At 74.4% G+C, this 11,157-nt stretch carries 13 protein-coding genes; 9 read left to right on the plus strand and 4 right to left on the minus strand.

The window, feature by feature from the left end:
- From C1I92_RS31630 to C1I92_RS31640, 3 genes are all read right to left on the minus strand, one after another.
- Window positions 1-289, minus strand: a 289-nt coding sequence (locus tag C1I92_RS31630; protein ID WP_146605364.1) for an RNA polymerase sigma factor, incomplete at its 3' end; no start/stop codon positions are given.
- A 14-nt stretch (window positions 290-303) separates the two neighbouring features.
- The gene (locus C1I92_RS31635; RefSeq protein WP_111258610.1) at window positions 304-816 is read right to left on the minus strand and encodes a methylated-DNA--[protein]-cysteine S-methyltransferase; all 513 of its coding nucleotides are present in this window, start codon (window positions 814-816) and stop codon (window positions 304-306) included.
- Window positions 817-892: 76 nt separating this feature from the next.
- Window positions 893-1,537 carry a hypothetical protein gene (locus tag C1I92_RS31640; protein ID WP_146605365.1) on the minus strand — a complete coding sequence of 215 codons (645 nt, stop codon included), beginning with the start codon at window positions 1,535-1,537 and terminating at the stop codon, window positions 893-895.
- 121 nt (window positions 1,538-1,658) lie between these two features.
- Between C1I92_RS31640 and C1I92_RS33550 the strand changes: the two genes are divergently transcribed.
- The 3 genes from C1I92_RS33550 to C1I92_RS31650 are packed head-to-tail and all read left to right on the plus strand — an operon-like array spanning window position 1,659 to window position 2,916.
- Window positions 1,659-1,847, plus strand: coding sequence for a hypothetical protein (locus C1I92_RS33550; protein ID WP_146605366.1), 189 nt, complete (start codon window positions 1,659-1,661; stop codon window positions 1,845-1,847).
- A 53-nt stretch (window positions 1,848-1,900) separates the two neighbouring features.
- Entirely contained in the window at window positions 1,901-2,368 is a 468-nt protein-coding gene (locus C1I92_RS31645; protein ID WP_111258612.1) for a MarR family winged helix-turn-helix transcriptional regulator, read from the plus strand.
- Window positions 2,365-2,916, plus strand: a complete 552-nt coding sequence (locus C1I92_RS31650) for a GNAT family N-acetyltransferase (RefSeq protein ID WP_111258618.1) — start codon at window positions 2,365-2,367, stop codon at window positions 2,914-2,916. The genes C1I92_RS31645 and C1I92_RS31650 overlap by 4 nt, the downstream gene beginning before the upstream one ends.
- Here the strand turns inward: C1I92_RS31650 and C1I92_RS31655 are convergent.
- Window positions 2,900-3,838, minus strand: coding sequence for a beta-ketoacyl-ACP synthase III (locus tag C1I92_RS31655; RefSeq protein ID WP_111258613.1), 939 nt, complete (start codon window positions 3,836-3,838; stop codon window positions 2,900-2,902). The genes C1I92_RS31650 and C1I92_RS31655 overlap by 17 nt on opposite strands.
- Before the next feature lie 33 nt (window positions 3,839-3,871).
- On the opposite strand from C1I92_RS31655, the gene C1I92_RS31660 reads away from it, so the two are divergent.
- The 6 genes from C1I92_RS31660 to C1I92_RS31685 all read left to right on the plus strand — a co-directional run.
- Entirely contained in the window at window positions 3,872-4,339 is a 468-nt protein-coding gene (locus C1I92_RS31660; RefSeq protein WP_111258614.1) for an OsmC family protein, read from the plus strand.
- Complete coding sequence (locus tag C1I92_RS31665) at window positions 4,336-5,310, plus strand: phosphotransferase (RefSeq protein WP_111258615.1); 975 nt, start codon at window positions 4,336-4,338, stop codon at window positions 5,308-5,310. The genes C1I92_RS31660 and C1I92_RS31665 overlap by 4 nt, the downstream gene beginning before the upstream one ends.
- Before the next feature lie 5 nt (window positions 5,311-5,315).
- Complete coding sequence (locus C1I92_RS31670) at window positions 5,316-5,618, plus strand: UBP-type zinc finger domain-containing protein (protein ID WP_111258619.1); 303 nt, start codon at window positions 5,316-5,318, stop codon at window positions 5,616-5,618.
- Window positions 5,619-5,790: 172 nt separating this feature from the next.
- The gene (locus C1I92_RS31675) at window positions 5,791-7,980 is read left to right on the plus strand and encodes a S1 family peptidase (protein ID WP_111258616.1); all 2,190 of its coding nucleotides are present in this window, start codon (window positions 5,791-5,793) and stop codon (window positions 7,978-7,980) included.
- A gap of 290 nt (window positions 7,981-8,270) precedes the next feature.
- Window positions 8,271-10,517, plus strand: coding sequence for an LPXTG cell wall anchor domain-containing protein (locus C1I92_RS31680; protein ID WP_146605367.1), 2,247 nt, complete (start codon window positions 8,271-8,273; stop codon window positions 10,515-10,517).
- 146 nt (window positions 10,518-10,663) lie between these two features.
- Window positions 10,664-11,157 (plus strand): AraC family ligand binding domain-containing protein (locus tag C1I92_RS31685; protein ID WP_199521792.1); only part of this gene is annotated, 494 nt, incomplete at its 3' end.

The following is an 11,157-nucleotide window of genomic DNA, read 5'->3' on the forward strand; positions in this document are numbered from 1 at the left end:
CCGGACCACCGCCCGCCGGGCCGCCCGCCGCCACCGTCTCCGGCACCTCGTCGACCGGCAGCGGGTTGCGCCTTGCCGCCCGCAGCACGTCGATCGCCTTGCGGTGCGCGATCGTGACCAGCCAGGCCTCGACGTTCGCCGTCGCCGGGAGATCCGGGTACGCCCGCAGCGCCGCGAGGAACGTCTCGGACCACGCGTCGTCGGCGTCGTGCGGCCCGAGCAGCACGCGGCAGACCCGGAACACGGTCTCACCGTGCTCCGCGACGACCTGCTCGAACGGCTGCTTCATCTCCACCTCGTCGGTCAGAACAACCGGGCGGCGCCGACCTCGGCCGGCTCCTCCAGCTCCAGCAGCGCCCGTTTGCGCTTCAACCCGCCCGCGTACCCGGTCAGCGCGCCGCCGGAGCCGACGACCCGATGGCACGGCACGACGATGCACAGCGGGTTCGCGCCCACGGCCTGGCCGACCTCCCACGCGCGCCTGCGATCGCCGAGCCGCTCGGCGATCCGACCGTACGTCGTCGTCCCCCCGAACGGGATCTCCTTCACCAGGTCCCACACGGCGTGCTGGACGTCGTCGCCGGCCGGGGCGAGCGGCAGGTCGAACTCGCGCCGCCGCCCGTCGAGGTACTCGGTCACCTGGGTGGCCGCGTCGGCGAGCAGCCGGTCCTCGAGCACCGGCACCTCCGGGCCGAGCGACTCGGCCGGCGGGCGGCGGATGTGGCGCCGGAAGTACAGCCCGCTGACGGCGTCGTCCGTCGCGACGAGCGTGAGCGGGCCGAGGCCGCTGTCGAGCACGACGTGGCGGATGTTCATGTGGTCCCTCCTCGTGTCTTCACCTGGAAGACGCGGGGCGGGCCCGGAACGTGAGGTCACCACGCGGGCGAGTTCGTCACCGCCGCTCCCAGGTGCGGTTGACCTGCCGGACCACCAGCCGGACCAGCACCGCCAGCGCGACGACGCCGGCCGCGACGCCCACGCCGATCGCGGCCTCCAGCCCGGCGCCGGCCGCGTCGCCGATCATCCCGGCCAGCGCGCCGATCAGCACCGCCACGATGACGCTGACCAGCAGCGCGATGCTGGACAGGTACTGGCCGGCCGGGATCCGCGCGCGGCGCACGCCGTAGGTCTGCATGAGCCCGGCGACGTCCTCGCGGTGCCCGGTCACGAAGTACGGCTCCAGCTCCGGCGCGAGGTCGAGGTAGCCGCGGCGCAGCCGGTTCATGCCGGCCACGAGCTCGACGTCCTCGCTGTTGAGCTGGACCAGGCGGACGACGGTGGCCACGCCGATGACGACCAGCAGCGGCAGCAGCACGAGCGCGAACAGCCGGAACCCGGGACCGAAGCCGGTGCTGTCGGCCACCAGCGCGAGCGCCACCACCGTCGCCGACACGACCGTCAGGAACCAGCTGGCCCGGCTGAAGCTCTCGTTCCAGGCGAGGCCGCGGGTGGCCAGCAGGCTCCAATGCTCGGTGGACAGGATCTGCGCGCGGACGGAGACGGGCGCCGGCTGCTGGTCGGCGGAGGGATCGGACACGTCGCGCTCCTGTTCTGACGGCTTGCGCCACACCCTACGCAGCGCCGGAACGAAAGCGTCGTCTCACCCATTGAGCCGTTCCGCGCGCGAGCGGCCGCCGCCACGGCTAACGTCTTGGTGCGTGGACGCCGCTCGTTATCGTGCTCACTGTCCCACCTGCCCGTGGACCAGCCGCGATTTCTCCCGCTACACGACCGCCGAGAACGCCGCGCGCACGCATGCGGACGAGAAGGATCACGCCTGCCACGTGATCGACCAGTACGGGTTACGGGTGACCGGTTCGACGGTCCGGCCCGGCGACCAGGCCTGACGGCAGAACCGCAGGTCAGAACTTCTTTCCGACCCCTCCCCTACGCTGGGGCCATGGCCGTCACGCGCACGGCCGGCCAAGACCTCGCCGGCCTGGTGCTTCCGCTCGCCAAGGCGCTCGTCGCGTTGGAGTCCGCCGTCGCGCGCCGGCACGGGCTGACGTCCTGGCAGTGCGCGATCCTGCGGGCCGCCGCGGAGCCGCCGGGACGCACGCAGCGCGAACTGGTCGGCGCCATCGGCTACGACCGCAACCGCATCGTGGGCGACCTCGACGACCTCGAGCGGCGGGCGCTGCTGTTCCGCCGCGTCGACGACCTGGACCGCAGGTCCAACCGCATCGAGGTGACGGCGGCCGGACGGCGACTGGCCCGGGCCGCGGCACGCGACCTGCGGGCCGGGACGGACGACCTGCTGGCGGCGGTCGGCCCGGACGAGACCCGCGAGGCCACGCTGCACGCGCTGACGGCGCTGCGCGACCGGTGCGCCGACGACGCCTGGTCCAGGACGTGGCTGCGGCCGTGACGATCACGTTCCGGCCGCTCACGCGCGCCGACTTCGCGCTGCTGGCCGGCTGGCTCGCGCAGGAGCACGTCGCCCGCTGGTGGAACCACGAGACGACGCCGGAGGCGCTCGAGCGCGACTTCGGCGGCATCGCCGACGGCGCCGATCCGGGCGAGGACCTGCTGGCGCTGGCCGACGGGGAACCGATCGGGCTGGTGCAGCGGTCCCGGCTGGCCGACTTCGCCGAGTACCGCGACGAGTTCGCCGCGCTGACCCAGGTGCCCGGCGGCGCGGTCACCATCGACTACCTGGTCGGCGACCCGGAGCGCGTCGGCCATGGCCTCGGCACCGCGATGATCAGCGCGGTCGTCGCCGACACCTGGCGGACGCAGCCGGACGTGCCGGCGCTGCTGGTCGCCGTCGCCGCCGCGAACGAACGGTCCTGGCGGGTGCTGGAGCGGGCCGGGTTCCGCCGCGTCGCCGAGGGCCCGATGGAACCGGACAACCCCGCCGACGACCCGCTGCACTATGTCTACCGGCTGGACCGGCCGGTCACGGGCAGCGGATGACCAGCCCCGCGTAGGACAGCCCGCCGCCGAAGCCGAACAGCAGCACCGGCGCGCCGGCCGGGACCTCGCGTCGCTCGACCAGCTTGGACAGCGCGATCGGGATGCTCGCCGCCGACGTGTTGCCGGACTCGACGACGTCGCGGGCGACGACGGCGTTGGTGGCGCCGAGGCGCGCGGCCAGCGGCTCGATGATGCGCAGGTTCGCCTGATGCAGCACGATCCCGGCGAGGTCCTCCGGCGCGATGCCGCTGCGCTCGCACACGAGCCGGCCGATCCGCGGCAGCTCGGTGGTGGCCCACCGGAACACCGCCTGGCCCTCCTGGCCGAACGTGCCGGGCCGGCCCTCGATGCGCACCGCGTTCGCCATCTCCGGCACCGAGCCCCACGTCACCGGGCCGACCTCGGGCTCGTCGGCGGCCGTCAGCACGACCGCGCCGGCGCCGTCGCCGACCAGCACGCACGTGGAGCGGTCGGACCAGTCTGTGAAGTCGGTCAGCTTCTCCGACCCGATCACCAGCGCCTTCGACGCCGCGCCCGCCCGGATCGCGTGGTCGGCCGTCGCCAGCGCGTGGGTGAACCCGGAGCAGGCGGTGTTGACGTCGATGGCGGCCGGCGTCGTCATGCCGAGCCGGGCCGCGACCCGCGCCGCCATGTTCGGCGACCGGTCGATGGCGGTGCAGGTGGCGACGGCGACGTAGTCGATGTCAGTGGCCGCGAGACCGGCGTTGGCCAGCGCCTTCTCCGCCGCTCGGGCGGCCATGTCGTCGACGGTCTCGTCGTCGGCGGCGATGCGGCGGGTCTCGATGCCGACCCGGGAGCGGATCCACTCGTCGCTGGTGTCCACGATGGTGGCCAGTTCGGCGTTGGTGAGCACCCGGTCGGGCTGGTAGTGGCCGACGGCGACCACGCGGGAGCCTGTCATGCTCGCAGCGTAACCGCGACACCGGGAGAGGCGATGACCAGGCACCACTACACGACCACCGTCCACTGGACCGGCAACCGTGGCACCGGCACCTCGTCGTACCGCGACTACTCGCGCTCGCACGCCATCGAGGCGGAGGGCCGGCCGGTGCTCGCGGCCAGCTCGGACCCGGCGTTCCGCGGCGAGGCGGACCGCTGGAACCCCGAGCTGCTGTTCGTCGCGGCCCTCTCGGAGTGTCACCTGCTGCAGTACCTGCACCTGTGCGCGGCCGGCGGCGTGGTCGTCACCGGCTACGAGGACACCGCCGCCGGCACCATGGAGATGACACCCGACGGCGGCGGCGCGTTCACCGAGGTGGTGCTGCGTCCGGTCGTCACCGTCGCCGACGCGTCGCTGGTGGAGCGGGCCACGGCGCTGCACGAGCGGGCGCACGAGCTGTGCTTCCTGGCCTCGTCGGTCCGGATGCCGGTGCGCCACGAGCCCACGGTGGTCGTCGGTTGACGCTCGACGAGCTGATCCACTGGCTCCGCACGGACTTCGGCATCGTGGCCGGCGAGGTGACGCCGATCGGCCACGGCGCGGACGCGGCGGCGACGGTCTGGCTGGTGCGCGCCGGCGGAGCCAGGTACGCGGTGAAGTGGACGACCGGCGGGACGACGGCCGGGCTGCGGCTGGCGTCGCTCGGGCTCGACGGCGTCCCGGCGCCGGTCCGGACCCGGGACGGCGCCCTGTGGTCCGAGCGCGGCGGGCGGCGGCTGTCCGTGCAGCCGTGGGTGTCCGACGTGCGCGCGGTCGACGCGGGCATGTCGCCGCAGCAGTGGACGGCGTACGGCGCGCTGCTCGCCCGCGTGCACGCGGTGCCGCCGGCCGGCCCCGTCGCGCGTGACCTGCCGGTCGAGGACCACCGTCCGGACCAGGTGCTGACAACGACGGCGACGCTGACCGCGCGGCTGGCCGCCGTCGACGCCGTCGACCCGGCCGACGACCTGGGCGCCGGGCTCGCCGCCGCCTGGCGGGACGGCGCCGAACTGCTCGGCGCGCTGACGGCGCGGGCCGCCGTCCTGGGCGCTCGCCTGCGCGACCGGCCGGCCCGTCGCGTCGTCTGCCACACCGACGCCCACCTGGGCAACGTGCTGCTCGGCGACGACGCGGTCTGGCTGATCGACTGGGACGACGCGGCGCTGGCCCCGCCGGAGCGCGACCTGATGTTCGTCGTCGGCGGCCTGCCGGGCTACGCGCCGGTGGGCGAGCGGGAGCTCGGCTGGTTCGCCGCGGGCTACGGCGACGTCGGCGCCGACCCGGACCGGCTGGCCTACTACCGGGCCGTCCGCGCGCTTGTCGACCTCACCGAGTTCGGCGAGCAGCTCCTCGACGGCGCCGGCGACCGGGCGGACCGCGAGTTCGCGCTGCGCGTCGTCCGGGCCGAGCTGGCCGGCGCCGGGCTGGCCGCCCTCGCCGTCGTGAAAGCATGACCGTCATGAGGACCTGCACGCACCTGGACACCGTCCGCGAGGTCACCCCGTCCGGCGACGGCTGCGAGGAGTGCCTGCGCGACGGCGGCCGCTGGGTGCACCTGCGGCTGTGCATGGCCTGCGGGCACGTGGGCTGCTGCAACAGCTCGCCGGGCAAGCACGCCACGGCGCACTACCACGAGCACACCGAGCACACCGAGCACCCGATCATCCGGTCGTTCGAGCCGGGCGAGGACTGGTGGTACTGCTACACCGACGAGCTGACGTTCGAGCTCGAGGGCCAGCAGCCGGCGCCGTCACACTCCTGAGCCGGCGGATGACGCCGGATCGCCCGTACGGGTGATTCCTGACACATCAAGGGCCGAGCCGGGCCGGGCCGCGGGTAACCTCGGTCGGCGAGGTGGCCGAACCGGCCGCTGAGCTGGGATTTGGACCGGGTTCACCCGGTTCGGGGGAATGTCAGAGGGGAAGCGGTCGCACGTGTTCGGGTGGGGCTCCGGTCGCCGGCTGTGTGGTGGTCTCGGCGCCGCGGTCGCCGCCGTCGCCGCCCTGTCCGCCGTCCCGGCCGCGGCCCTCGAGGTCGACACGACCCGGGCCGCACCCGCCGCGCGCATGGAGGCGTTCGAGCCGGACGACTTCGCCGACCGCGCGGCGCGGCTCCCGGCCGGGCTGACCGAGGCGATCCGCCGCGACCTGGGCGTCTCGCCCGAGGAGTACCTGGCGACAGCGGCGGCCGCGCGGCTGGCCGGCGAGGTGGTGGCGTCGCTCGGCGACGTGGTCCGCTCGGCCTGGCTGGACGGACAGACCCTGCACGTCGCCGTCACCGATCGCGGCGCCGCCGTCGCCGCCCGGTCCACCGGCGCGCAGGTGCAGGTCGGCGACGTGCTGTCCGACGCGCTCAGCGCCGCCCGGGCGCAGGACAAGCTGGCCTACATCGACCGGGCGGCCGAGCGGGTCGTCGCCGTCGCCGCGGAGGTGCGCGGCGCGCCGGCGGAGTCCGCGGCGCCGTCCGGCTCCGGCGAGGACCGCGACCACCGCGGCGGCGAGGCGGTCGCCGTCGGAGCCGGCCACCTCTGCTCCTCCGCGTTCACCGGCACCGACGACGACGGCGATCCGCGACTGCTCACCGCCGGGCACTGCGCCACCGGCCCGGTGGACCCGGCGCTGGGCGAGCTCGTCCCGGACAGCGTCGCGTTCGGCGACGAGCGCGACGCCGCGCTGATCGCCGTCGACGGCGACGTGCTGCCGGAGGTCGCGGGCGACCCCGCGCTCCCCGTCCACGACTCGATCGACGCCGTCGCCGGCGCGCCGGTGTGCGCCGCGGGCGTCGCGTCCGGATGGACCTGCGGGCGCATCCTCGACGCGCGGACGACGGTTCCGGTGAGCGGCCAGCCGGTCACCGGGTTCCTGTTCGACGCCTGTGTGCTGCCCGGGGACGGCGGCGGCGCCATCACCGCCGGCACGTCCGCGCTCGGGCTGAGCTCCGGCTCCACCTGGACCGGCCCGTCCTGCGCCGACGGCGACCCGGCCGCGCGCGGCGACGACGTCAGCGTCGGCTTCCCGCTCACCGCCGTCGAGGCCGCGTACGGCGACGACTTCGACCTGGCCGTCCGCGTCGGCGCGCCCGAGGTCACGACGCCCGCCGCCGACGCCGCGACCGGGCCGGCGCCGACCATCGCCGGTACCGCGGACGCCGCCGCCGGCGCCGTCGTGACGATCCGCATCGAGGACGGCACCGAGCTGTCGGCGGCCGTCGGCCCGGCGGGGCGCTGGAGCGTGCCGGTCGGCTCGGCGCTCGAGCCGGGCGTCTACGCGTACACCGCGACCACGTCGCTCGAGCCCACGAGCGGAGACCCGGCCGTCACGTCGGCGGAGACGGAGGGCGAGTTCGAGGTCGCCGAGCAGGCCGGCCTCGGCGTCACCTGGCCCGCGCCCGGACACGTCAGCCCGGACGGGCGGCTCGCGTTCGAGGGCACCGGCCAGCCCGGCGCCGACGTCGTCCTGACCGTCGGCGGCGCGGAGCTGGCACGCACCACCGTCGGCGCGGACGGCACCTGGTCGCTGCGCGCCGGCTCCGAGCGGCCGGCCGGCCGGTTCGACGCCGTACTCACCCAGCACGTGGCCGAGACCTTCGCGGCCACCACGGGGACGGACGCGGCCGACACGGCCACGGCCACCTCCGAGTCCGGCGACGCGACGGTGACGGTCGCCAACGTGGGCGTGGCACCTGGCGCGCCGGTCGTCAGCGCGCCGCTCGGCCGGATCGAGCCCGCCGACGCCGCCGTCCTCCGCGGCGCCGGTGCGCCGGGCGCCACCGTGGCGGTCCGGGTCGCGGCGTCCGACGCCGACGTCGCGGCCGCGCCGGAGCTGCGCACCGAGGCCGCCGGCGACGGCTCGTGGAGCGTCAGGCTGGACGCCCCGCTGGCCGCCGGCCGCCACGTCGTCGTCGCCACCCAGTCGGTCGACGACCTTACCTCCGAGCCGTCGGCCCCGGTCGTCGTCGACGTCGCCGCACCGGCCCGTGCGGACGGCGGCCCCGTCGCCGTCGAGCCCGCGGCGGAGGACGGCGGCCTGCCCGGCGGCGCGCTGGCCGGCGCGGCCGGAATCCTGGTCGCCGGCGCCGCCGCGGCGGCCTCCATCGTGTGGCGTCGCCGCCGCACCGCCGGCTGACCGCCGCTCCATCCGCGACACGCGAGCCGACCTGCGCATCTCTGTGTGACACCGGTGGTCAATGTCGTGGTTGTGTCCGTTATGCGCTATTCACCACTTGAGCATTCAAATTTCTCGTCACACTGAGTGATGTCGGACATTCTCCCTGATAGGTGTCCAGGTACTTGAATATGGGACTGAACGGTGCTGTAGGGTGACTCCCGGCCCCGGGGTGCCGTCGGCAGCTTTCCCACCCGCCGGCGGAGCGCCGGGTCCATACCATGTCAATGACATTTCATTTTGGAGTAACTGTGAGCACAGCCCTGCTGCGCCGTCGCGGCGCTGCACGGGTCTCCGGTGTGCTGGGTGTTTGCGCCCTCGTAAGCACTGGCGTCGTCGTCTCCACCACGGCCGCTTCGGCCGAGGAGGAGCCGGCCACCGGGTCCCTGCAGACGTTCGCCGCGGAGGCGTTCGCCCCCCAGGCCGACGAGCTCCCAACCGGTCTCGTGGAGGCCATCCAGCGTGACCTCGGCATCTCCGCCGAGGAGTACCTCGCCAACGCGGCGGCCGCCAAGGTCGCCGCCGACGTGTCGGCTCAGCTCGTCGAGGCCGGCGTCGACATCAACGCCACCGTCATCGACGGCCAGGACGTGACGCTCTACGTCGCGGCCGAGGCCGACGTCGCCGCCGCCGAGGCGGTCGGCGCCAAGGTCGAGATCGGCGAGCCCGAGTCGCACGACTACTCGCAGTACGACTTCGAGCCCAAGATCGACCACAAGGGCGGCTACGCCTTCTTCACCCTCGCCGACGAGGAGACCGGCAGCGGCTTCCGCTGCTCGGTCGGCTTCAGCGGCTACACGCCCCAGGGCGACGACCGCTACCTGACCGCGGGCCACTGCGGTCTGGACGGCGAGACCTACGAGCAGCTGCTCGGCCCGGTCTACGACGTGCCGCTCGACGGCCCGATCGGCCCGCCGACCAACCCGCCGACCCCGCTCGAGGTCGGCGAGGAGATCGGTGACATCACCGACGGCTCGATGCACTTCGGCCCGGACTTCGTCAACTACGACGCCGGTCTGGTCGACCTCACCAACCCCGACTGGGACGGCGTCCCGCAGGTCGCGGGCTGGGGCGGCGGCCAGGGCGCGCCGGACGCCAACTCCGTCACGGTCTACGGCACGATCGACGCGGTCGTCGGCGCCGAGGCCTGCAAGTCCGGTTCCACCACTGGCTGGACCTGCGGCAACATCACCAGCGCCGAGGAGACCGTCACGTTCGGCACCGGCGAGACCGTCACCGGCTTCATCTTCGACGCCTGCATGCTGGGCGGCGACAGCGGTGGCTCGATCGTCGTGGGCAACTACGCGCTCGGCGTGAACTCGGGCTCCAACTTCGGCCCGGACTGCAACACCGGTGACTTCGGCATCGGCTTCGCGGTCTCCGGCGGCCAGTACAACGCGCTGGACATCCTGGGCGACCAGTGGGAGCTCAACGTCGCGGTGAACGCTCCGGCCGTCACCACGCCGGAGGACGGCGGCGAGACCGGCCAGTCCGTGACCTTCGAGGGCACGGTCGAGGGCGGCACCGCCGACCACCGGGTCAGCGTCTCCGTCGACGGCGGCACTGCCGTCGAGGGCGCGGTCGCGGCCGACGGGTCGTTCTCGGTTCCGCTGGAGGGCGACCTCGAGCCGGGCGAGCACACCTACGCGGTGCAGGCGTTCTACGGCAACCACTCGCAGTCCGAGGTCACCGAGGGCTCGTGGACGGTCACCGAGGCGCCGCCGGTGGAGCAGCTCGTCGTCGACTCCCCGACCGAGGGCCAGACCACCAGCAACGCCCGTCCGGAGTTCGCCGGCGCCGGCCAGCCCGGCGCCACCATCGCCCTGACGGTCGGCGACGCCGAGTTCGGCACGGCCGAGGTCGGCGAGGACGGCGCCTGGACGCTCACTCCGGCGAGCGACCTGCCGGTCGGCGTGCGGTTCGACGCCGTCGTGACGCAGACCTTCGAGGAGGACACCCAGAAGGTCACCGTCGCGGGTCTCGGCATCGAGGCGGCCGACGTGACGATCACGACCCCGGAGGACGGCTCGACCGTCGCCGGTGACGTGACCTTCGAGGGCACCTCGTTCGCCGGTGCGACCATCGGCCTGCTGCTCGAGCAGGCCGCGGACGCCGCTGCCGACGACGCTCAGCCGCGTCTGGGCCTGCGGGCCGAGGGCGAGGACGACGTCGAGGAGTGGGCCGGCGAGTTCGAGATCGACGACGCCGGCAACTGGACGTTCGACCCGGCCGAGGACCTGCCGGAGGGTGAGTACACCATCACCGCTCAGGCGACCCTCGAGGGCGGCGACCCCGAGCTGTCCGACTCCGAGGCCGTGGCCACGTTCACCGTGGCGAACGGCGGCGGTGACGACGACGGCAACGGCGAGGACGGCGACGGCGACCTGCCCGACACCGGTTCCTCCGGCACCACCTGGATGATCGTCGGCGGCGTCGCGCTGCTGCTGGCCGGCGGCGCCGCGGTGGCCCTCCGGGCTCGCCGCAACACCACCGCCTGATCACTCGGGTAGACGCACCACCTGCTGAACCGAACGGCCCCGGCCCCGCCTCGCGCGGGGTGCGGGGCCGTTCGTCGTTACCGAATCGTGATGCCGCGCCTGGTGGTCACGCTGGGTGACGAGTCCGGCGGCCTAGGCTGGACGACGTGACCGCGCCGTCGCCCGGGCCCGACGCCGTCGGGATGCTCCGCCGCGACGCGCTGCTGGAGTGGTACCGCTACCCGCCCGGCCCGCCGGTCGAGATCCCGCGGCACGCCCACGACGAGTACCAGCTGAACCTCAACCTCGACCTGCCCGGCGGCATCCACGACCGCGGCGAGTACCACGTCGTGCCGGCCCGCCGGCTGACCGTCGTCATGCCGGGCGAGGCGCACACGCCGGTCGACCCGGACCACCGCGACCGCGAGTCCGCGCACCTCACGCTCTACCTCGACGCGGGCGCGCTCGCGACGGCCGCGGCCGAGATCGCCGGCCGGCCCGCCGGGCTGCCCTTCTTCCGCGACCTCGCCATCGCCGACGCCGCGACCGTCGACCGGTTCGTCCGGACGCACGCGGCGCTGTCCGGCCGCGCCCCGACGGCGTCGGTGCTGGACCATGACGTGCGCCTGCTCGGTCTGGCCGGCGCGCTGCTGTGCCGGCA

The sequence above is a fragment of the Jiangella anatolica genome (assembly GCF_003236295.1).
Classification (GTDB): Bacteria; Actinomycetota; Actinomycetes; order Jiangellales; family Jiangellaceae; genus Jiangella; species Jiangella anatolica.

Coding starts and splice junctions, on each gene's coding strand:
- C1I92_RS31635 (WP_111258610.1), bottom strand. CDS start 816: ATGAACATCCGCCACGTCGTGCTCGACAGCGGCCTCGGCCCGCTCACG.
- C1I92_RS31645 (WP_111258612.1), top strand. CDS start 1,901: ATGGCCGTCACGCGCACGGCCGGCCAAGACCTCGCCGGCCTGGTGCTT.
- C1I92_RS31655 (WP_111258613.1), bottom strand. CDS start 3,838: ATGACAGGCTCCCGCGTGGTCGCCGTCGGCCACTACCAGCCCGACCGG.
- C1I92_RS31660 (WP_111258614.1), top strand. CDS start 3,872: ATGACCAGGCACCACTACACGACCACCGTCCACTGGACCGGCAACCGT.
- C1I92_RS31670 (WP_111258619.1), top strand. CDS start 5,316: ATGAGGACCTGCACGCACCTGGACACCGTCCGCGAGGTCACCCCGTCC.